Origin of the sequence: Laspinema palackyanum D2c, assembly GCF_025370875.1 — a bacterium.
Classification (GTDB): domain Bacteria; phylum Cyanobacteriota; class Cyanobacteriia; order Cyanobacteriales; family Laspinemataceae; genus Laspinema; species Laspinema palackyanum.
In genome coordinates this window covers 51,724-72,418 of the sequence record NZ_JAMXFD010000008.1, presented here as the reverse complement: position 1 = coordinate 72,418, position 20,695 = coordinate 51,724, and the positions used below count along the sequence as shown (strand labels likewise).

At 49.1% G+C, this 20,695-nt stretch carries 19 protein-coding genes; 8 read left to right on the top strand and 11 right to left on the bottom strand.

Annotated elements, in window-relative coordinates:
* Positions 1-10: 10 nt before the first annotated feature.
* The 4 genes from hpsE (NG795_RS12115) to gloA form a co-directional block, all read right to left on the bottom strand.
* The gene (gene hpsE / locus NG795_RS12115; RefSeq protein WP_367288922.1) at positions 11-994 is read right to left on the bottom strand and encodes a hormogonium polysaccharide biosynthesis glycosyltransferase HpsE; all 984 of its coding nucleotides are present in this window, start codon (positions 992-994) and stop codon (positions 11-13) included.
* A gap of 44 nt (positions 995-1,038) precedes the next feature.
* A complete protein-coding gene (gene hpsE, locus NG795_RS12110) occupies positions 1,039-2,055 on the bottom strand; it encodes a hormogonium polysaccharide biosynthesis glycosyltransferase HpsE (protein ID WP_367288921.1) in 1,017 nt (338 codons plus the stop codon).
* 390 nt (positions 2,056-2,445) lie between these two features.
* A complete protein-coding gene (gene clpB, locus NG795_RS12105) occupies positions 2,446-5,235 on the bottom strand; it encodes an ATP-dependent chaperone ClpB (RefSeq protein ID WP_367288920.1) in 2,790 nt (929 codons plus the stop codon).
* A 548-nt stretch (positions 5,236-5,783) separates the two neighbouring features.
* Complete coding sequence (gene gloA / locus NG795_RS12100; protein WP_367288919.1) at positions 5,784-6,173, bottom strand: lactoylglutathione lyase; 390 nt, start codon at positions 6,171-6,173, stop codon at positions 5,784-5,786.
* A gap of 289 nt (positions 6,174-6,462) precedes the next feature.
* Between gloA and eno the strand changes: the two genes are divergently transcribed.
* A complete protein-coding gene (gene eno, locus NG795_RS12095; RefSeq protein ID WP_367288918.1) occupies positions 6,463-7,761 on the top strand; it encodes a phosphopyruvate hydratase in 1,299 nt (432 codons plus the stop codon).
* Positions 7,762-7,891: 130 nt separating this feature from the next.
* Here the strand turns inward: eno and NG795_RS12090 are convergent, their stop codons facing one another.
* The 3 genes from NG795_RS12090 to NG795_RS12080 all read right to left on the bottom strand — a co-directional run bounded on the left by NG795_RS12090 (position 7,892) and on the right by NG795_RS12080 (position 10,182).
* Complete coding sequence (locus NG795_RS12090) at positions 7,892-8,122, bottom strand: hypothetical protein (protein WP_367288917.1); 231 nt, start codon at positions 8,120-8,122, stop codon at positions 7,892-7,894.
* Between the two features lie 211 nt (positions 8,123-8,333).
* Positions 8,334-9,392 (bottom strand): N-acetyl-gamma-glutamyl-phosphate reductase, encoded by a 1,059-nt coding sequence (gene argC / locus NG795_RS12085; protein WP_367289041.1) that lies wholly within the window; start codon positions 9,390-9,392, stop codon positions 8,334-8,336.
* Between the two features lie 259 nt (positions 9,393-9,651).
* Positions 9,652-10,182, bottom strand: coding sequence for a GNAT family N-acetyltransferase (locus tag NG795_RS12080; RefSeq protein ID WP_367288916.1), 531 nt, complete (start codon positions 10,180-10,182; stop codon positions 9,652-9,654).
* A gap of 63 nt (positions 10,183-10,245) precedes the next feature.
* On the opposite strand from NG795_RS12080, the gene NG795_RS12075 reads away from it, so the two are divergent.
* The 3 genes from NG795_RS12075 to NG795_RS12065 all read left to right on the top strand — a co-directional run bounded on the left by NG795_RS12075 (position 10,246) and on the right by NG795_RS12065 (position 12,701).
* Entirely contained in the window at positions 10,246-10,383 is a 138-nt protein-coding gene (locus tag NG795_RS12075; RefSeq protein ID WP_367288915.1) for a hypothetical protein, read from the top strand.
* A gap of 525 nt (positions 10,384-10,908) precedes the next feature.
* Positions 10,909-11,634 carry an ACT domain-containing protein gene (locus NG795_RS12070; RefSeq protein WP_261198450.1) on the top strand — a complete coding sequence of 242 codons (726 nt, stop codon included), beginning with the start codon at positions 10,909-10,911 and terminating at the stop codon, positions 11,632-11,634.
* Between the two features lie 209 nt (positions 11,635-11,843).
* Positions 11,844-12,701, top strand: coding sequence for an alpha/beta fold hydrolase (locus NG795_RS12065; protein ID WP_367288914.1), 858 nt, complete (start codon positions 11,844-11,846; stop codon positions 12,699-12,701).
* An 82-nt stretch (positions 12,702-12,783) separates the two neighbouring features.
* On the opposite strand, the gene tsaD is transcribed toward NG795_RS12065, so the two are convergent.
* The gene (gene tsaD / locus NG795_RS12060; RefSeq protein ID WP_367288913.1) at positions 12,784-13,839 is read right to left on the bottom strand and encodes a tRNA (adenosine(37)-N6)-threonylcarbamoyltransferase complex transferase subunit TsaD; all 1,056 of its coding nucleotides are present in this window, start codon (positions 13,837-13,839) and stop codon (positions 12,784-12,786) included.
* 286 nt (positions 13,840-14,125) lie between these two features.
* Here tsaD and NG795_RS12055 point away from each other — a divergent pair, with 286 nt between their 5' ends.
* Complete coding sequence (locus NG795_RS12055; RefSeq protein WP_367288912.1) at positions 14,126-14,614, top strand: Photosystem I reaction center subunit III; 489 nt, start codon at positions 14,126-14,128, stop codon at positions 14,612-14,614.
* A 90-nt stretch (positions 14,615-14,704) separates the two neighbouring features.
* A complete protein-coding gene (locus tag NG795_RS12050) occupies positions 14,705-14,830 on the top strand; it encodes a Photosystem I reaction center subunit IX (protein ID WP_367288911.1) in 126 nt (41 codons plus the stop codon).
* A 139-nt stretch (positions 14,831-14,969) separates the two neighbouring features.
* On the opposite strand, the gene gmk is transcribed toward NG795_RS12050, so the two are convergent.
* On the bottom strand, positions 14,970-15,530 hold the full coding sequence (gmk, locus tag NG795_RS12045) for a guanylate kinase (protein WP_367288910.1): 561 nt from the start codon (positions 15,528-15,530) through the stop codon (positions 14,970-14,972).
* Between the two features lie 122 nt (positions 15,531-15,652).
* Entirely contained in the window at positions 15,653-15,904 is a 252-nt protein-coding gene (remA, locus tag NG795_RS12040) for an extracellular matrix/biofilm regulator RemA (protein WP_367288909.1), read from the bottom strand.
* A 505-nt stretch (positions 15,905-16,409) separates the two neighbouring features.
* Here remA and NG795_RS12035 point away from each other — a divergent pair.
* Positions 16,410-18,161, top strand: coding sequence for an Rqc2 family fibronectin-binding protein (locus tag NG795_RS12035; protein ID WP_367288908.1), 1,752 nt, complete (start codon positions 16,410-16,412; stop codon positions 18,159-18,161).
* A gap of 263 nt (positions 18,162-18,424) precedes the next feature.
* On the opposite strand, the gene NG795_RS12030 is transcribed toward NG795_RS12035, so the two are convergent.
* The gene (locus tag NG795_RS12030) at positions 18,425-18,610 is read right to left on the bottom strand and encodes a hypothetical protein (RefSeq protein ID WP_367288907.1); all 186 of its coding nucleotides are present in this window, start codon (positions 18,608-18,610) and stop codon (positions 18,425-18,427) included.
* Between the two features lie 79 nt (positions 18,611-18,689).
* Here NG795_RS12030 and NG795_RS12025 point away from each other — a divergent pair, with 79 nt between their 5' ends.
* Positions 18,690-20,441 carry an SUMF1/EgtB/PvdO family nonheme iron enzyme gene (locus NG795_RS12025; RefSeq protein WP_367288906.1) on the top strand — a complete coding sequence of 584 codons (1,752 nt, stop codon included), beginning with the start codon at positions 18,690-18,692 and terminating at the stop codon, positions 20,439-20,441.
* The last annotated feature ends 254 nt before the right edge of the window (positions 20,442-20,695 follow it).

Sequence of the window (20,695 nt, the reverse complement as noted above, 5' to 3'; positions counted from 1 at the left end):
TTTATTCCCCTTATTTCTTTTTATCATTTTCTATTTTACCACTTCGTTCCTGGTTGAGCCAAACCATAGAACTCATCAAACTTCCCCGATAAAACTCCATTTCAAAGGCTGGAATTAGCTCCTGTTTGAGCTTGTCTCCATACTTGAGGCGGTGCTTCACCATGCGGCGCAGATTCCCCAAAATTGTCCTCACCCAAATTACTGGCTTTTCCCTTGTCCTAGCATTAATCATCCGTAACTGACAAGTAGCTAACCCACAGGCCTGGGCTAAGGATAACAAATAATCGCGTTCGAGTCGCCAATGGGGAATTTGATGATTGATATGCATGGCAGGATTGTACCAAATTTCCCACCCAGATTTGTGCAGATATAGCAACGGTGCATAATCATCGCCGCGTGCTAAGGCATCTCCTTGATTTCCCACCACTTTAGGAGTCTTGGGGACCGCTTCTCTCCATGCTTGTTTGCGCACGACTAATCCGGCACCGGGAGGTAATCGCAAGTTATCGGGGTCAAAAAGGAAAGGTTTAGAACCATGTTCACGAATCGCTAAAAATGCGGCGATTTTTTTGAAGTTTTCCGGCGGTTCTACTTCAAACTCTCCATGAATTTGGCCGCTGAATGCGCCCGATTTGGGATGGGTTTTCCCAAACTCATGAGCAGCGGCTATCCAGTCTGGGGCGGGGATGTTATCATCATCTAAAAAGGCCACATAAGTTCCGTTGGCTTCTTGGATGGCTCGTTCTCTGGCAAAGGCCAGTCCTTGTTGTCCTTCAAAGTAGTAGGTTAGGGGAAAATCTTCCGGCCAGTTGCTTTGGTAATCTTTAATCACTTGAGCCGTTTCGTCGCTGCTGTTGTTATCAATTATGATAACTTCCCACCGGATTTTCTCTGGATTGATTTGATGGCGGAGTGCCTCTAAAACTTGGGGTAAGCGAGGCGCTCCGTTATAGGTTGGAATGGCTACGGTCAAGTTGAATAAACTGTTATTCATGTTGGTAACATCCCCGAATCCAAGATTTAATGGGGTAATTTTGTTCAAAAATTTTGTTGCTCTTTGACAGCTAAGGACGCATTTTTAGGCAATTCTTGCTGAGTGCTTTTATCCCGCTTCAAATAGCCGTTCCGCCACAGATAGAAAAAACTGTTCAAACTACTGAGCAACAACTCCCGTTCGCAAGCGGCGATCGCATCGGGTGTTTCAATCCCATATTTCCAAATGTGCCGAATCAGTTTCTTCAAGTCGTTGGCGAAATACCCGCAGGTAAAAAACGGCCTGAATATCGGTTTAACCCTCACCATCCGCGTCACATACCGACCTAAACCAATCCCGCGAAAGAAGGGAATTAAATACTCCATTTCCAAGCGGTGACGGGGGATTTTATGGACAATTTGCATCGCCGGATTATACCAAATTTCCCAATCTTGCATTTGAATATAGGAGAGGGCCTCGATATCTTCTCCAGTGAGCATACTCCCGGGAGTTCTGCCACTGAGAATGCAGTGTTCTGGAACGCTGTCCCGCCAGACTTGAGTTCGGACCACCAATCCGGCAGAGGGCGGCAACAGGTTCTTATCCTTCTTATAAAGTAACGGTTTTGAACCCCGTTGGGTAATCGCTAAAAAAGGTATCAACCGCTTAAAATTCGGCGGCGGTTCACTTTCAAACTCCGGAGAACTTAAACTCCCATAAGCCCCGGCTTTCGGATGTTCTTGGGCAAATTTGTAGGCAGCGGATACCCAATCTTTGGCCGGGATATTATCATCATCCAAAAACCCAATTAATGGACTGTTCACCTCTTTTACCGCCCGGTGACGGGCATGAGCCGCCCCTTGTCGAGGTTCAAAACAATACTGTAGAGGTGCAATTCCCTGAAATTTGTTTTGATAGTCTCTAACGATTTGAGCCGTGTTATCGGTACTGTTGTTATCCACTAACAGAATTTCCCAAGAAAAATCTTCGGTGTTGACTTGAGCCAAAAGTGCATCTAACACTTCAGGAAATCGCGTTCCCCCGTTATAAGTGCAAATCACGACTGTTAGATCGACGCCCATATTTTCGATCCTCTCTTTCGGTTAAAATATTAATTTTTATCTGAGAGTTTTATGAAATCCTCTTATTTTGGATCGGAATTACCTCCTCAATGACTTGACTGATTTGCTATCGTGGAATTCCCTCATTTTGAGCGATTCCGGTGGTTCAGATATCCAGATTCCCGAGGTTCCTGTAACCGGAACCGGGGGTTGGGTATCAAATACCTATTAAGTGGGTTTTGAGTCCGGGTAAATTGTATCCCCTGCCACCATTGGCCGATGAATTCTCATCAAGCAAGTGGCGAGGGGATTTCCAATTTTTCGGTGAATGGTCCGGTTGCAGGGTCTTACCCCCTATCCTGGATCGTACCCCAATTGGGTCAGAGAATTGACTCCTTCCCCTACATTGTTCTAGGGAATCCTCTCCCCCTTAACATCGATCGCCTCATCCACAAATAGACTCCGTATCGGTTCAGTCTTCACCTCTTCCACGGATTCTTCAATCGGTTCTGGCGGTTCAGACACGGGGATCACGGGCTTTTCTTCTTCCCGGGGAACGGGCGGTTTGGTATCAAACACCAATTTTGTCGGCCCTCGGTCAATATAAATCGTATCCCCCGCCACAAATTTACCCTCTAATAACAGCGTGGCGATCGGGTTTTCCAACTCCCGTTGAATCGCCCGCTTGAGGGGCCTTGCCCCATAAACCGGATCGTATCCAACTTCGGTGACATAATCCAACGCCTCCTCCATCAGATGCAGGGAGATTTTTTGCTCTGCCAACAGCTTATCCAACCGCTTGACTTGAATCTTGACAATTCCGCTCAATTGCGATCGCGTCAAAGCATGGAACAAAATAATCTCATCCACCCGGTTCAAAAACTCCGGACGAAAATGCTTCCGCAGGGCCATCATCACCCGTTTGCGCATTTCCTCATAGCGCGTATCATCCCCCGCCAAATCCAAAATGTGGTCACTGCCGATATTGCTCGTCATCACGATGACTGTATTTCTAAAATCCACCAACCGCCCTTGGGAGTCAGTGATTCGACCGTCATCGAGCACTTGCAACAAAATATTAAACACATCGGGATGAGCCTTTTCCACCTCATCCAACAACACCACCGAATAAGGATTCCGGCGCACCACTTCCGAGAGTTGGCCCCCTTCGTCATAACCGACATATCCCGGAGGCGCACCGACTAACCGAGAAACCGAGTGTTTCTCCATGTACTCGGACATATCCAGACGCACCAGGGACTCCTCGGTGTCAAACAACACCTGAGACAGAGCCCTCGCCAGTTCCGTTTTCCCAACCCCAGTGGGTCCCATGAACAGGAACGACCCGATCGGGCGTCCAGGGTCCTTCATCCCCGCCCTTGCCCGCCGAATGGCTGCTGAAACCGCTGAAACCGCTTCTTGTTGTCCAATCACACGCTGATGGAGGAATGATTCCATTTGCAGCAATTTTTGCCGTTCCGATTCCAAGAGGCGGTTAATGGGAATCCCTGTCCATTTGGCAACAATTTCGGCAATATCCGCTTCGGTGACTTGTTCGCGCAGTAAAGTAGAGCCACTGGCTTGTAATTTCAGCAGTTCGGCTTCCTTGGCTTCGCGATCGCGCTGTAACACCTCCAACTTGCCATATTTCAACTGTGCCGCCTTGTTCAAGTCATAGTTGCGTTCGGCCTTTTCAATCTCCACCCGCAACCCATCTTCCTGTTCCTTGAGGGCATTAATAGCATTGAGCAAATCCTTCTCCATCTGCCATTGATTGCTCAGTTGCTGCTGTTTCCCCGTCAGGGTGCCAATCTCCTGGGTAATCCGGCCTAAGCGTTCCTGAGAAGCGCGATAGGCACTGGTTCCCACGACCCCTGCACCTTCCCCTTCCAAGGAGAGTTTTTCCATTTCTAACTGCATCAACCGGCGATCTGCCGCTTCTAATTCCGTGGGTTTGGAGGTAATCTCCATTTTCAGCTTGGCGGCAGCTTCATCTACCAAGTCGATCGCCTTATCCGGCAAAAAGCGATCGCTGATATACCGATTCGATAAACTCGCCGCTGCCACCAATGCTGCATCCAGGATTTTTACCCCATGATGCACCTCATAACGTTCCTTCAACCCCCGCAAAATGGAAATCGTATCATCCACCGTGGGTTGATCCACCATCACCTGCTGGAAGCGCCGTTCTAAAGCCGCATCTTTTTCAATATATTTGCGATATTCATCCAGGGTACTCGCCCCAATACAGCGCAATTCCCCCCGGGCTAACATCGGTTTAAGCAGATTTCCCGCATCCATCGTCCCTTGTCCTGCACCCGTTCCGACCACGGTATGCAATTCATCGATAAACAGGACAATTTGACCATCGGAGTCGATGACTTCCCGCAGAACCGCCCGCAGTCGGGCCTCAAATTCCCCGCGAAACTTGGCCCCAGCAATCAGACTGCCCATATCCAGGGAAATCAGTTGCCGATTTTTCAGGGATTCGGGGACATCGCCATTCACAATCCGTTGGGCCAAAGCCTCAGCAATGGCAGTTTTACCCACCCCCGGTTCTCCGATTAACACGGGATTATTTTTGGTCCGGCGCGAGAGGACCTGAATCACTCGGCGAATTTCTTCATCTCGGCCAATTACCGGGTCAAGTTTGCCTTGTTTGGCCTGTTCGGTGAGGTCCCTACCATAGCGTTCTAAGGCTGCATATTCGTTTTCTGGACTTTGGTCCTTGACTTTGGCACTTCCTCGAATTTCTTTAATAGCCAAATCCAGTTGTTGTTGCTCAAACGGGGTGCGGGCATCCACCGTAGAGGCTTTCAGGGCGCGACGTCCGAGGCGATCGTCCTCGGCAAAGGCCAGTAAAATATGCTCGATGGAGATAAACTCATCTTCGAGATTTTGCCTTGCGGTTTCGGCTTTATCTAATAACTGATCTAACCCGCGACCGAGGTAAAGTTGGCTGGTATTGCCGACTTTAGCTTGACGCGAGGCAAAGGTACTAATTTGTTGTATGAGTTTCTCTGGGAGGATTCCGGCTTTGCTGAGGATCCGCTGGGCGAGTCCTTCCGGTTGTTCTAAAAGGGCGATCGCTAAATGTTCGACTTCGAGTTGCTGATGTTTGTAGCGACGGGCGACATCTTGGGACTTGACAATCCCTTCCCAAGCGCGGTCTGTAAATTTGCTGGCGTCAGTAGGCTGCATCTTTTAAGTGCTGTTTGCCTCCAAAGGTAGTCTTTAATTTAAAAAGTTAACCGGGTTTAAATAATATCCGGACTCTATAGCTATGGTATCTTATCGGAGTTTTTCGCTGCGGTCACCGTTCCGAGGAATGAGGAATGGAGAAGATTCTGTGCGGGTTCTTAGTTTGTAGTAACGACTTTAGTCGTTCTCTTCGTTCGTAGTTGCAACAACCGGCGGGGGATAAATCCCCCGCCTAACAGCTAAAGTAGTTGCAACAACCGGCGGGGGTTAAATCCCCCGCCTAACAGCTCAAGTCGGTTGAAACCGACTGAAAACACCACTGTATCAGGCTTGCAGTCGTCTTTAGACGACTTTAGCTATGAGGCGGGGGTTTTAACCCCCGCCGGTTGTTGCAACTACGAACATCGGAAACGACTGAAGTCGTTACTACGAACGAAGAGAACGACTGAAGTCATTACTACGAACATCGGAAACGACTTCAGTCGTTACTACGAACATCGGAAACGACTTCAGTCGTTACTACGAACATCGGAAACTGAAGGGGTTGATTAGGCAGCTTTGGTTTGAATCAGTTCGATTTTATAACCATTGGGGTCTTCCACGAAGGCGATCACCGTGGAACCATGTTTCATGGGACCCGGTTCCCGGGTGACTTTGCCGCCTTGGGCTTTAATGCGATCGCAGGTGGCGTAAATGTCATCGACGCCTAGGGCAATATGACCATACCCGGTCCCAATATCATAATGGTCCGTATCCCAGTTGTAAGTCAGTTCGATCGCCGCTTCTTCCGATTCATCGCGATACCCCACGAATGCCAAGGTGAATTTTCCCCCGGGATAGTCTTTTTGCCGCAATAGCTTCATGTTGAGAACGTTGCAGTAAAAATCTAGGGATTTTTCCAGGTTGCCGACTCGCAACATCGTGTGTAAAATTCTCATGCTTTCTCCAAGTTTCCTGACTTTCTCTTATTGTAAGGGGCGCTTGAGTGACGGTCCGAAACGAGTTGGCATTCTCTGGGGGTAAGGGTTTGCTGATTTAGATAGAGGGGATGAGGGCCTCAGTTCCGGATCCGGAAACTTTATTAAATCTGCGCCTCAATCCCGAAGTTGGCTGTATCGTAAAACGTTGAGGCAATGATTTGCTTTTCGGGTTTGACGGTGAGGCCCCACTCAAAAACTCACCGAGGTTCAGCCCAAAGATATCTGAAATTTCAGGAAAGACTGAAACATGAACGGAATTGACAGCACAGCAATTGAAGTGATTCGCGCCCGGGAAATCCTCGACTCTCGGGGACGTCCCACGGTGGAAGCGGAAGTCTATTTAGCCAATGGTGCAATGGGTTTAGCCCAGGTCCCCAGTGGCGCTTCGACGGGCAGTTTTGAGGCCCACGAACTCCGGGATGGAGATAAGAAGCGTTACGGTGGCAAAGGAGTGGCGAAGGCGGTTGAGAATGTCGAAAATAAAATCGCCCCCAGTTTGGCGGAAATGGATGCCCTGGATCAAGGGGCGATCGACTATGCGATGATTAAGTTAGATGGTTCCCCCAATAAGTCTAATTTGGGCGCGAATGCCATTCTCGGCGTTTCCCTAGCAACGGCTAAGGCAGGAGCAAATGCCCTCCAGATTCCCCTTTATCGCTATCTAGGCGGCCCTCTGGCGAATTTGTTGCCGGTACCTTTGATGAATGTGATTAATGGCGGTGCTCACGCGGCCAATAATGTGGATTTTCAGGAGTTTATGATTGTCCCTTCCGGGGCCTCTTCGTTTAAGGAAGCCCTGCGCTGGGGTGCAGAAGTATTTGCCTCTCTCAGCAGTGTTTTGGATGAGAAGGGATTGCTGACTGGGGTTGGCGATGAAGGTGGGTTTGCGCCTAATTTAGAGTCGAATCAAGCGGCTTTAGAAATCTTGATGTTGGCGATTAAAAAGGCTGGATACAAACCCGGGGAAGAAGTTTCTCTGGCAATGGATGTAGCTGCCAGTGAGTTCTACAAAGATGGGAAATATGTTTATGAGGGCAGTGCTCATGAACCCAGCGAGTTAATCGATTATTTGGCGAAGTTAGTCGATGAATATCCGATTGTTTCCATTGAGGATGGATTGCATGAGGATGATTGGGAAAACTGGAAATTATTGACCGATAAATTGGGCGATCGCGTCCAATTAGTCGGGGATGATTTGTTTGTAACCAATCACACTCGCCTGAAACGCGGAATCGAAATGGGGGCCGGAAATGCGATTTTGATTAAGCTTAATCAAATTGGCACGTTAACGGAAACTTTGGAAACCATTGATATGGCAACTCGCAATGGTTTCCGGTCCATGATTTCCCACCGTTCCGGGGAAACGGAAGATACCACGATCGCGGATTTAGCAGTGGCAACAAGGGCGGGTCAAATTAAAACGGGTTCTCTGTGTCGTAGCGAACGGGTGGCGAAATACAACCGTTTGTTACGGATTGAGGATGAGTTAGGCGATCGGGCGGTGTATGCAGGAACTGTGGGATTAGGACCAAAGGGTTCTAAGTAATCGTTAAAACAACAAACCCCTGGGTTTTTAATCGAGGGTTTTGTTGGTAGTGTCGCCAGCAGTTTGATTGTTTTAAATTGAGCCATGAAACGGGGGTTTGTCACTCCCGTTTATTTTTTGAAATTGCCTTTTATTGCTGGATATCTTTGACTTGCAAAGACAGTTGACCTCGGCCTAGCATCTCTAAGAGTTCGCTAACACTATGACCTTGCTCTTGGGCGATCGCCACTACCCCTTCCCAACCCGTTTCTGTGACGGTGAGTTTGCGGGTTTTCTTCTGTTCTCCCCATTTTTGCGGACGACCCTCATGGTAAGTCAAATTTTTTAGAGAATTGGGATGCAATTCTTTTTTCTCGTTCATGGCAATTGGGTTACCTTGGCAATAGTATCGGATTTTTAATCGGGATGAGGACTCGATTAAAAATGTAGAGGCGATTCGTGAATCGCCTCTACATTATAGGGTCTGTCTTCCCAAAATGCTTAAGTTGTGTATCTGTACTTCATGAGTCCAGGAACAGCTATAGATAGCGCGTCTTGGTGAAAGAATCCCATTAGCCCTTTTGCTTTAATTCCTAGGGATAAAAACCGAGTTCGGGCAATCCGAGAGTTTCATCCCAACCCATCATAATGTTCAGACATTGAATGGCTTGACCCGCTTGACCTTTGAGGAGGTTATCAATGGCAGAAATCACGATCGCGCGATCGGTCCGTTGGTCAATTTCTACCCCGAGGTAACACATATTACTGTTCATCGCCCACTTGGTTTGAGGGAAGACTCCCGCAGGGAGGACCCGCACCCAAGGACTATTGCGATAAAATGCGGTGTAAATGGTGACCAAATCTTCCCGGACGAGACCGGGATCCCGCAAGGTAGCATAGACGGTAGAGAGAATTCCCCGGACCATCGGCATTAGGTGGGGGGTGAACTGGACGAGGATATCCTGTCCGGCGAGATCGCTACCAATAGACTCGATTTCTGGGGTGTGGCGATGACGCGCTACCCCATAAGCACAGACGGAGTTATCCGCTTCGGCGAGGAGGAGATTGGTTTTCGCTTGGCGTCCAGCACCGGAAATGCCTGATTTAGCGTCAATGATGGCGCTATTGGGGACAATCATGCCTTGTTTAAGCAGGGGGGCCAAGGCGAGAATGCTGGCGGTGGGATAGCAACCGGGACAGCCGACGAGTTGGGCATCCTTGATGCGATCGCGATATAATTCCGGCAAGCCATAGACAGCCACCGCAGCGGTTTCAGCATCCGCGCGATCGCCACCGTACCAATTTTTATAGGTTTCTAAATTACTAAATCGATAATCGGCAGAGAGGTCGAGAACCTTGCAGCCTTTTTCCAGTAACCGGGGGGCCATTTGGTAGGCTAACCCATTGGGCAAGGAGAGAAAGACCACTTGACAGCGATCGGCGATCGTGTCAACATCCACTGACTCAATGATCAGGTCAGTGGCATGAGAAAGATGGGGATACAGATCGGAAAAGGGTTTACCCGCACTGCTATCCCCACCTAAGTACACTAAATCCAGTTGGGGATGATCTCTAATCAGTCGAACGAGTTGGACGCCACCATATCCTGATGCCCCAACAATACCAACCCGGATAGTTTCTAATTCACCCATCACCTTAATCCACTCCAAATATAGAGATCTTGATCGCTCTAGCTGTTGCATTCTAGTACCAAACGGTAAAAGCGATCGTACAAATCCCTACAGCTTTTCCACTTTCCAGTGAGGATACCTGTTGCCCTGACTCAAAAGGAGGTGAAACCCGTTTTCATCCTGAATATTTTCCGGGTGAATCGGCAAAAATTCCCATTCGGAAAATCTAGGGCGTTCATCGACGGATCAAATACTCGAACGGCGGCCTAGGGGGGACTTTCTAACGATTGGGATACCAAAACATTCCTTTAATGCCTTCGGGATCGGACATAAATCCCAAGGTGCGGTAGAACTCGACTACATGAGGGTCCGCAAACAAGGTGATATTACTGATATCTTCACTTCGCAGACGCTTGATGGTGTAATTCATCAGGGACTTACCGAACCCTTTGCCTTGGTATTCGGGATGAACCACGACATCCCAGATGGTGGCATTAAAAGCATGGTCTGAGGTGGCGCGGGAGAAGCCGATCAAGCGACGGGTTTTTCCGCGCATTTCCCACATAGAAACCACGAGAAAACTGTATTGAATGGCTTTTTTAACCTTACGCAGGGGGCGACGAGACCAGCCGACTGCATCACAGAGTTCTTCTAGTTCATAAAGGTCGATATCTCGATCTGTACTGAAATAGACACGAGGATTGGTGCCGGGGCGATCGCTCGTCCCGGCAGATTGATATCCATCGATTTGCGCCGCGATCGGCACAGAAGACGTATCAGAACCGCTAAATAAATTTTTCCAAAAACCCATGAAGGTTTGGTTAGGTTAGGAGAACGGGGTGGACAAGCGCTATCCCCCACCGAGGATAAGCTTATGATGCCAAGAGATCGACCCAATTGGGGCGATCGCGAGGTTGAACAAACGGTAAACTGCTGCCTGACGGTGCAACGGAATGGCGTACCCGTTTATGATTGTACAGTGGCAAGTCGCGACTTACGCCGATCGCCCTAAAGATGCTAACCCTTCCATCAGGGAAATGGCTAGACTGAAATCCCTAGGAGTAAGCGGGATGAATGGCCCTAAGTTTCAGGCAAAAGCCCTTTGAGAATCGCAATCCCCCGTGGCGATCGTAAGAGTGTCCCCCATGATGGCATAGGATTAATATAGCAATCTACCTCAACCCAGTTGATGCACCCCTGTCTTGAGCTAGGCTCCCAATTGCGATCGGGAGCTGACAAGACCCTGTACGCACCCCCTTTGTCCAGATTAGCCGAGGCTCAACCCGTCCCCCGTGAGATTAGCCTCGGCTTGAACTTGTCAAAAGGCCCTCCTTGGGTTGGGGAGATGCAAAATAGCATATCGTTGCGAGTCGTGTATTGGCTCGGATCCCAGGGGATGATAGTTCCAGCTAGGGTTAAACCCGACGAAACTTTAATAGTTTTCGCCGTCCAATCATTGTTCTATCGTAAAGGACCCCGGGCTGCTGTCTTCCTTTGTGTTTTTGACAGGATCTAGCGAGTTCTCCCACACCCCAATATGGCACCGGGTTTAAAATCATCCACGATGGACCTGCTCAAGCGCTTTAATCGAGCGTTTCCGCAGTTCTACGAACAATTTGTCAGCAGTGAAATTCAGCTCCAAAACCTCAAGCTCGCCTACCAGCTTTACCGCACTAAACAAGCGGTCATTGAACTCAGGCCCGAAGGGACCAAAAGTGCTCTGCATTTTGCCTACCGCAATCAATCTTTTTTGCTGAGTGACATTTTTGGGGTTCTGGCTGCCTACGGACTCACGATCCACAGTCTGAGTCTTTACGGCCAAATTTATCCACCGATGTTGGTCTTTATCAAGTTGGTGGTGTCTCGGGGGGGTAAAGCACTCACTGATAAGACCGCAGAAAATGTCTGTCGGGCTGTTCGTGAAGCCCTGGCGGGTCACTTTGAAGTGGAAGAGATGCTGGCGGTCGAATTCAATCTGGATGCCGGTTTAGAAGATGTGGAAACCGAGTTCTATGTCGATCCGGTTTTCCATCTTCCCGCCCTTCTGATTGAAGCGGATAACCAGCCGGGATTGTTCTATAAAGTGATGTACGCCATCTGGCAAGAGGATTTGCTGGTCGTCAATGCGAATTTACTGGTTTGGCGGGGCCGCACCCGTCTGATTCTGTATTTACTGGGACCCAATGAAAGTCTGATTCCCGAATACCTCGGACAAAAGATTGCTGAAGGCGTGCGGCAGCGATTGCTCGGGAGGCGCTTTTAATCGTTACTTTGGCCCTCGCCATCCCCAAACCCATCTCAACCTTGAGCCTGAAAACCCAAGGGTTTGATTCTTGAACAGAAGGAGGCTTTATTCTCCTCCCGCTACTCTGGTGGTCCCCTTGGACCGGCTGTGTCGATCGCTGGCTTCTCCCTGGTCTGCGATCGCCTAAGTGATTGTATTCAGACGATTTCTTCGCTCTTGATAACAACATGGAAACGATTGACATCCTGGGGGTTCCTCACGCTTATGAACTCACAGATCCTCGCCCCTCTCCCCATGTTCTGGTTTTTATCCACGGTTGGCTCCTCAGCCGCCGCTATTGGCAGCCCCTAATCGATCGCCTGTCGGTGGATTACCAGTGCCTCTCCTATGACTTGCGCGGATTTGGCGACTCTCAACCCTATCCCCACCCCACCCCCCAGCTCCATGCAGGCTACACCCCTAGCGCCTATGCCCGAGATTTGGAAGTCTTACTGGACAAACTCAATATCTCCACCGCATGGCTGATTGGTCACTCTCTCGGGGGCAGTATCGCCCTATGGGGCGCTTCTCAACTCCCCTCTAAGGTGAAAGGGGCGCTCTGCGTCAATTCCGGAGGCGGCATTTATATCAAAGAAGAATTTGAACGCTTTCGAGCTGCTGGACAGGTCTTTGTGAAAATGCGCCCCCGTTGGCTGTGCTACCTTCCCGGCATTGATTGGTTATTTACTCGCGATAGTGTCGCCAGTCCCCTCCCCCGCCATTGGGCAAGGCAAAGACTTCTGGATTTTGTCATGGCTCACCCAGAAGCGGCGATCGGGGCCTTGCTCGATTCCACGACGGAAGTCGAGGTCCACCAGCTTCCTCAACTGGTTTCCCAACTCACTCAGCCTGTTTATTTCATCACCGGAACCAAGGACAAGGTGATGGAACCGAAGTATGTTCGGCATTTGGCCAGTTTTCACGCCCTTTTTGAACAGGAAGGCATGAATGTGATTGAAATTCCCGACTGCGGCCATTTATCGATGGTGGAGCAACCGGAGGTGGTGGCGACGGAAATTCGCCAGATTCTCGGCAATCATAGTTAGGGCCATGCGGTTTGTAGTCACCCCTTCAGGGGTTTCTTTAAGATGACTCGGTGAAGGACTCACTACGAACGTTTTGGGGATTTTATTTTTGGGAGTTCCCTAAATACAGTTGATTGGCATCGGTTAGGGCCATGCGGGATTGAGCGCCGAGGGTCAGGGGACTGCGATCGCCTCGGTTGAGGCGATCGGCAGCAGCACAGGCAATCATCGCGGCGTTATCGGTGCAGTATTTCAAGGGCGGAAATAGCACTCGCAGATTGTAAGGGGCGGCATCAGCCAGCAGATGCTCCCGCAGGGCGCTATTGGCGGCCACTCCACCCCCGACAACGATGGTATCCCGACTGCGATCGCGGGCGCAGGCAATGGCCCGTTTGCTTAAGGCTCTGGCCACCGTATCCTGAAAACTAGCAGCAATATCATTCACCGGCAGTTCCTCCCCGGTGGCTTTGAGTTTTTCGACTAAACGCAGAACGGCAGTTTTTAACCCACTAAAACTGGTGTCATAAGGATGATATCCCCCCTCCGGCAGTCCAATTTTGCCCTCGGGGAGTTTAAAGGCTTTGGGGTTCCCGGATTTGGCAAGGCGATCGATGATTGGCCCTCCGGGATACCCCAACTTTAACAATCGCGCTACTTTATCAAAGGCTTCCCCGGCAGCATCATCCCGGGTTTGTCCCAAGGTTTCATAAACGCCCCCAGCTTGAACATCAATCAAGCTGGTGTGACCCCCAGAGACTAAGAGGCAAATAAACGGGGGTTCAAGGCTAGGTTCGGTGAGGTAGGAGGCATAGAGATGTCCTTCCAGGTGATGGATGCCTAGAAAGGGCTTTTGATGCAGCATGGCGAGGGTTTTGCCAGCGGTGAGGCCGACTAACAGAGCACCGACGAGTCCCGGGGTGCAGGTGGCGGCGATGCCATCAATGTCGGACCAATTGAGTTGGGCTTCCGCTAAAGCTTGGGCGATCGCCCCATCAATGACTTCTAAATGCGATCGCGAGGCCACTTCTGGAACTACGCCGCCATACTGCTGATGCACCGCAATTTGCGACGAAACCACATTACTGCTCACTTCACGATTCTTTACAATTGCTACCGCAGTTTCGTCACAACTTGTTTCAATTGCTAAAACGGTTGCCATTGGCTGGTAATTTTTGGAATATTAGGTTAACTATTGCCTAGCTTAATCTTTACGAGGTTGTCTTAGCAGAGTATGATTTTCTGGAAGTTCCCAGAACTCACCTGCTCTTACGCGATCGCGTTTGATCCTCGGTGTCGCCCTTCTGTCCGGGGGAGAATGACTTCAACCCTCTTTCTTCCACAGACTGAGCAAAAGAACGCACAGATGGATAAACTAGATCGAGTAACAAAGCAGCCTCCGGTTTTGTTAACAATCTTGATGTTTCGTAACAAAAGGAAACAATTCTATGGGACGATTGTTCGCGTTGGTTCTGACGATTTGCCTTTGGTTCAGCTTTGCCCCTGCTGCATCTGCTGACTTGTACCAAAACCTCACTCCTTGCAGTGATAATCCGGCATTCGTTCAAAAGGCTAAGAATTCTATTGCTAAAAATCCAGGCGCAAAAGCTCGCTTTGATAAATATTCCAGCTTGCTGTGCGGACCTGAAGGCTATCCTCATTTGATTGTGGATGGCAACTTGGCCCACGTTAATGAGTTTGGAATTCCTAGCTTGCTGTTTCTCTATATTGCCGGATGGATCGGCTGGGCTGGCCGTTCTTACCTGATTGCAGTTCGTGGCAGTGGCAGTCCTGAAGAAAAAGAAATTATCATTGACATTCCTTTGGCAATCAAATGTTCTTTAGGTAGTGCCGTTTGGCCCTTGGCCGCTTTAGGCGAATTTACCAGTGGTAAATTAACAGCCAAAAATAATGAGATTACTGTCTCACCCCGTTAGGAAAGCACCGTTGAAAGTGATTTTAGATTTTAGCCCAGCTAAGATCTAAAATCTCAATATTAACCCTTGTTCAATTTAGGAGAAGCGTTCATGGATTCTTTCGTTAAGTATCTATCGCTCGGTCCAGTTGTTTTAATCGTATGGCTGTCCTTAACCGCCACTGTCTTGATTGTCGCTAACAAAATCTATCCTGATGCCTTAGTTCCTCCGTTCTAAGGTTTGCTAAAGACGAATCAAGTCCGACTGGTTTGGATTGATGTTAAACAAAAAGCGATCGCCTCTATTTGATGAGATAGAAGCGATCGCTTTTTGTTTAAGGCAGATTGAGTGTAACGGATGTCGAAGTTAATCAGACTTAGGAAACTGGGGCAAATAAGGCCATCTCGATCGCCTCTAATGCCCGGTCAAAATCATCATTGACAATCACAATATCAAACTCATCTGCCGCAGCAATTTCCACTTGAGCCCGGTGCAGACGACGGGCGATCGCCTCCTCAGAATCCTGACCCCTCACCCGAATCCGCCGTTCCAACTCCTCCGGTGAGGGCGGTAAAATAAACAATTGCAACGCCCCGGGAAAGGTTTCGCGCACTTGCCTCGCCCCTTCTAACTCAATTTCCAAAACCACTAATTTCCCCTGGACGATCATCTCTTCCACCGGGGTTCGGGGAGTCCCATAACAATTTCCCGCAAATTCTGCCCATTCCAAGAGTTGACCCGTCGCAATTAACCCTTGAAATTGCTCCCGGTTTACAAAATAATAATGCCGCCCCTCAATTTCTCCCTCGCGAGGTGCACGAGTTGTTACCGAAATTGACAACTCCAGTTCTGGGTGACGTGCCAACAGCGATCGCAGCAACGTTCCCTTCCCTACCCCACTCGGACCCGTAAACACAATTAATTGACCCATCTGCATCACTTAGATAATCCCTTCCTAGACCCAAAATTGCCCCGTCTTCCCAAAAGAGGCCACCGGAACGCTAGATAACTTTAACGCCGACCCCTAGGAAAACCCAGTCAAGCTTTTCCTAGATTGGCTTAACTATCTTTACTGGAAACGAACCGATTCGCAACCGTCTCCGGCTGAATTGAGGAAAGAATCACATGACTCGAATCCATAATAATCACCGCCCTTGTCCGCCTGCCGTAAGTCGCATCAATCAGCCGATTTCCCTCCCGCGCCTCCGTGACAATGCGCTTGATAGGGGCAGATTCTGGACTGACAATGGCAATCACTCGATGAGCACAAATGATATTCCCAAACCCGATATTAATCAGTTGAATATCCATAACTAGGACCATCCTCGGGATGTAAAACTTGTTTTCTTCTCAAAGCTGTTTGAACCCTAAAAATGAGATCTCAGGAAAGTTCGGGTCCGGGAACCTCCTCCGGTCCCCCTGTTGTGGGGAGGATTTTTACTAAAAATGCTGGAAACCTCAGCAGGCAGGTTTTGCAGCTTCTGGGATAGAAGAGTTCTCCCCAAGAGGCAACAGAGGGGGCAGGAATTTAGGTGCAGGGAATGATACCCTGAATAGGGGCAGAATGAGTATTCCCTGCCGCCCTCCCTGGAAGTAGCCGAATTGCGATCGCCCCTTAGAATCGTGACCGATTTCAGACTCCTCCTGGATTGACCGCGATCGCGCTCTAATTTCCATAGTATCTACAAAATTTGGGTAAACTCGACAATCCGCTGCACTCCGCAAGGCAATTCAGGGAGTTTTGAGAGTTTTGGGGTACTTTTTAAGAATTTGATGACTGGGATTGTAAATTTACGGGTATTTTGGACCATTAGCGATGCAACCTGTTGACTTGACTACCCTGATCGCCTCCTATTGCGAGTTGCGAACCACCTGGTTACCGGCGCGACTCGAACAGGTTTATCAGCGCGATCGCCATACCATTTTTTTAGCCCTGCGAACCCTCACCGGGCGCGGATGGTTGGCGGTTTCTTGGCATCCCACCGCTGCAAGGTTGCATCTGAGTGACCCTCCCCCGCGTAAACCGGATACCTTTACTTTTAGTGACCAATTGCGCCATCAACTGGGGGGTTTGGCATTTGTGGCGATCGCCCCCGTCTCCCCCTGGGAACGCGCCCTGGACCTCCAATTTGCCAAACGTCCGGGGGACCCGGTGCTCTGGCATTTATATATCGAAATCATGGGCAAACGCAGTAACGCTATTCTCGCCAATGCGGACAATCAAATCGTGACTGCCGCCCACCAAGTCAGCGAAAAGCAGTCGAGTATCCGCCCCATCCTCACCGGCGCACCCTACGCCCTGCCTCCTTCCCTAACGGACCCGATCCCCAATCTGACGGAACCGCAATCTCGCTGGCAAGAACGAATTGCCCTGATTCCCGATGCCTTGGGACGGCAAATGCTCAAAAGTTATCAGGGTCTGAGTTCCCATCTGGTCAAAGCGGAGATCGCCTCTGCCAAACTCGATTTTGAACAATCCACCCACAGTCTGACTCCAGACGATTGGAACCGCCTATTTGCTTCCTGGCAACAGTGGCTAAACTTTATTCAAACCTGCCAAACCGGCGATTTATCCGCAATCTATCCCCATTGGACAGAAACCGGATATCAAGTCATCAACTGGAACCACAATCCAGAACCCCCGGATTTCAAGTCAGTCCAAGACTTATTAAATCGGTACTATACCGATGAACTGAATCGGTTTGACTTTAAGCAACTGCGCCATCAACTGAGTCAAAAACTCTCCAATCTCCTGAATAAATTGCGAGTCAAGGGACAGGGATTTGAAAACCGCTTGCAAGAATCTTCCGAAGCGGATGAATATCGAGCAAAAGCGGATTTATTGATGGCGAACCTCCATGAGTGGCAACCGGGGATGAAGGCGATCGCGCTTCCCGACTTTGAAACCGGCAAACCCGTCACCATTCCCCTGGATTTAGAAAAAAATGCCGTCCAAAATGCCCAATCCCTCTACAAACGCCACCAAAAACTCAAACGGGCAAGGGGTGCAGTCGAACCCTTACTCGCGGCAGTTCGCCAAGAAATCGACTACTTAGAACAGATCGAAGTCGCCATTTCCCAAATCGACGACTACCGCGAACCCGCAGATTTACAAGCATTGGCAGAAATTCGCGAAGAGTTCATCCAGCAGGGATATCTCAGCGACCCCGACTACAAGCGGCAAACCCAAGAATCTACCCCAGAGTTTTATCGCTTTGTCTCTCCCAGTGGGTTTGAACTGCTAATCGGGCGGAACAATCGCCAGAATGATGTGTTGAGTTTTCGGGTAGCGACGGATTATGACTTGTGGTTCCACACCCAGGAGATTGCTGGAAGTCATGGGTTGTTGCGCGTACCCCCGGGGGCCGTTGCTGATGAACCGGATTTACAATTTGCAGCGGATTTAACCGCTTACTATAGCCGCGCCCGTCAGAGTGAGCAAGTCCCGGTGGTGTACACGGAACCGAAAAATGTTTATAAACCCAAGGGGGCAAAACCCGGAATGGTCATCTATAAGCATGAGCGCATTCTCTGGGGCTGTCCTCAGCATTTTACCCCTCCGACTTAATGTTTGATTATTGAAGTCAGAAGCTTCAATAAAATTTACTGACTTATAGGGAAAAATACGGAAGGATGCGATCGTGTCTTCTGTTACAATACGCCTTGAGGAACAGATTTAACAATCAATCGCCTTCTGCAAGGTTGGGAACGCGCAGTTAGGATTTCCTCGAAAAGAAACGACAACGCAAAGGGTATTTTTTATGCCGACCAGCTAGAATTCTAGCTGGTCTTTTTTTCTTTCGAGGCACCAACCCAGTTTTTAGCTCCCTACTACAGTTCAGAAACCCGGTTTTTAGCCGCAATCCCTTCGCCAATTGAATAGTCACTGGCCCCAGAGGAATGTTGGTGAATACAACCCAGACTGGATAATCGTTTGAAAATCTGACTCCATAAAACAGGGTCTTCTTTGGGGTAATGTAGATGCCATTTGTAGTTGTGGTAAACAACAAGTGACATCTACATTAGCCCTCCCTTTTTGGCGAAGGTATTGGAATCAAGAAACCCGGTTTCTAATCTCTCTATGTTACTCTAGGCTATGTGGCAAAGCTTATCTAAAGAAGCCCGGTTTCTGACTCCCATGACCGAATACTGGCAACCCGTCATCTGGCAACCGAACCAGCAACTAGACAAAGGTAAATACACCATCACCGGCATCCTCGGTGGGGGTGGCTTCGGCAGCACCTACACTGCTAAAAAGAAAAGCGGCGAAATCGTCGCCATCAAAACCCTGAATACGCGACAGCAAACCAACAAAACCACCGCCGAATTTACTAGCCTCCAAGTTAAATTTGTTAACGAAGCATTGCGGCTGGCAAGTTGTCATCATCCTCATGTTGTCCAAGTTTACGAGGTTGTGGAATCTCTAGGACTCATGGGCATGGTCATGGAATATATCCAAGGGCAGAACTTAGCGGAACTCGTAGAAGACAATGGCCCCATGTCATGTGACCAAGCCATGAAAATTATGGAGCAAATTGGTTCCGCCCTGAGTTATGTGCATAGCCAGAATTTATTACACCGGGATATCAAACCCCACAATATAATGTTGCGCCGTAGTGATGGCAAGGCTGTGTTAATTGATTTTGGGTTAGCCAGACAGTTCGCATACGGTGAAACCGGCAGCATGACCAACTCCAGAACCGAGTGTTATGCTCCCATTGAGCAATATAAACGTCAAGGAGAATTCGGCCCCTATACTGATGTGTATGCTTTGGCAGCTACTCTATATAATTTGCGGACGGAAAAAAGCCCGATACCGGCTAATTTTCGGGATGAGTTGAAAATCCCCTTACCGGAACCGAAACAGCATAATCCGCAAATCGCTGACTGGGAAAATGCCGCCCTTCTCAAAGGGTTGGAATTAGAAGCGGCAAAACGCCCCCAGTCCGTCGCTGAGTGGTTAAAGTTATTAGGCATTGGCAAAACCCCACCCCAACCGGGCGTTACCTTTACCTTTGATATCGTCAAAGTCAACGCCGAGGGCAAAGAAATCAGCCGCATTCAAGGGCAAGCCCAACAAATCATCGAAGACCTGGGCAATGGCATCACCCTGGAAATGGTACTCATCCCAGGGGGCAGATTTACAATGACTTCGCATTTCTTTAAAGGAGACAATGATGAAAATCCGCAGCATCAATTCACCATTAAACCTTTCCTGATGGGCAAATATCCTGTGACCCAAGCCCAATGGCGACAGGTGGCCAGTTTTCCAAAGCTACAAAGGGACCTCCACCCCAATCCGTCATATTTTAAAGGAGAAAATCTTCCCGTTGAACAAGTTTCATGGTATGACTTGATCGAGTGGTGTGCCCGCCTCTCTAAAAGAATAAGCAAACCCTACCGATTGCCCAGTGAATCTGAATGGGAATATGCGGCACGCGCCGGAACTACCACAGCCTTTCACATCGGCGAAACCCTGACAACTGACCTGGCTAATTATGGCAGTAATAACGGACAAACTACCCCAGTGGGATATTTTAAACAGGCCAATGCTTTTGGCTTGTATGACATTCACGGGAATGTTTGGGAGTGGTGCGCTGACCCTTTGCATGATACCTATAACGGAGTGCCGACTGATGGCCGAGGTTGGGATATTAATGATATATCCAAACATATTGAACAATTAGTCACCTTATTAGACGCCAAAAAACGACATATCCTGCGGGGTGGTTGTTGGGATAAACACCGTGATTACCATCATTGCGGTAGTCTCAAATGGGTCGGCGCGAACCACCGGTCCTCCAGCAGCGGTTTTCGAGTCTCCTGCTTCCTCCCGGGGACTCCGTAGCTCTTTACTCTTTGCCCTCTTGCCCTGTTTTTTTTACCCTTTACCTATTTGCAGCGACTCAAGAAACCGCCCCAGGGACAAGAAACCGGGTTTCTGCGATAACTCCTGCCACCTAGCCAAAACTTAAATTAAGAAACCCGGTTTCTAACCTCTCCAAACAAGAAACCGGTCCAGAGCCAAGAAGCCGGGTTTCTGCGATAATTTATGTATCCTAAACGAGATTTTCGTCAATTACCCGGTTTCTCAATTCTCCA

Excerpts from the sequence above, each read along its gene's own strand:
- hpsE (WP_367288922.1), bottom strand. The coding sequence starts at position 994 with ATGAATAACAGTTTATTCAACTTGACCGTAGCCATTCCAACCTATAAC.
- hpsE (WP_367288921.1), bottom strand. The coding sequence starts at position 2,055 with ATGGGCGTCGATCTAACAGTCGTGATTTGCACTTATAACGGGGGAACG.
- clpB (WP_367288920.1), bottom strand. The coding sequence starts at position 5,235 with ATGCAGCCTACTGACGCCAGCAAATTTACAGACCGCGCTTGGGAAGGG.
- gloA (WP_367288919.1), bottom strand. The coding sequence starts at position 6,173 with ATGAGAATTTTACACACGATGTTGCGAGTCGGCAACCTGGAAAAATCC.
- eno (WP_367288918.1), top strand. The coding sequence starts at position 6,463 with ATGAACGGAATTGACAGCACAGCAATTGAAGTGATTCGCGCCCGGGAA.
- NG795_RS12090 (WP_367288917.1), bottom strand. The coding sequence starts at position 8,122 with ATGAACGAGAAAAAAGAATTGCATCCCAATTCTCTAAAAAATTTGACT.
- argC (WP_367289041.1), bottom strand. The coding sequence starts at position 9,392 with ATGGGTGAATTAGAAACTATCCGGGTTGGTATTGTTGGGGCATCAGGA.
- NG795_RS12080 (WP_367288916.1), bottom strand. The coding sequence starts at position 10,182 with ATGGGTTTTTGGAAAAATTTATTTAGCGGTTCTGATACGTCTTCTGTG.
- NG795_RS12075 (WP_367288915.1), top strand. The coding sequence starts at position 10,246 with ATGATGCCAAGAGATCGACCCAATTGGGGCGATCGCGAGGTTGAACAA.
- NG795_RS12070 (WP_261198450.1), top strand. The coding sequence starts at position 10,909 with ATGGCACCGGGTTTAAAATCATCCACGATGGACCTGCTCAAGCGCTTT.
- NG795_RS12065 (WP_367288914.1), top strand. The coding sequence starts at position 11,844 with ATGGAAACGATTGACATCCTGGGGGTTCCTCACGCTTATGAACTCACA.
- tsaD (WP_367288913.1), bottom strand. The coding sequence starts at position 13,839 with ATGGCAACCGTTTTAGCAATTGAAACAAGTTGTGACGAAACTGCGGTA.
- NG795_RS12055 (WP_367288912.1), top strand. The coding sequence starts at position 14,126 with ATGGGACGATTGTTCGCGTTGGTTCTGACGATTTGCCTTTGGTTCAGC.
- NG795_RS12050 (WP_367288911.1), top strand. The coding sequence starts at position 14,705 with ATGGATTCTTTCGTTAAGTATCTATCGCTCGGTCCAGTTGTTTTAATC.
- gmk (WP_367288910.1), bottom strand. The coding sequence starts at position 15,530 with ATGCAGATGGGTCAATTAATTGTGTTTACGGGTCCGAGTGGGGTAGGG.
- remA (WP_367288909.1), bottom strand. The coding sequence starts at position 15,904 with ATGGATATTCAACTGATTAATATCGGGTTTGGGAATATCATTTGTGCT.
- NG795_RS12035 (WP_367288908.1), top strand. The coding sequence starts at position 16,410 with ATGCAACCTGTTGACTTGACTACCCTGATCGCCTCCTATTGCGAGTTG.
- NG795_RS12030 (WP_367288907.1), bottom strand. The coding sequence starts at position 18,610 with ATGTCACTTGTTGTTTACCACAACTACAAATGGCATCTACATTACCCC.
- NG795_RS12025 (WP_367288906.1), top strand. The coding sequence starts at position 18,690 with ATGTGGCAAAGCTTATCTAAAGAAGCCCGGTTTCTGACTCCCATGACC.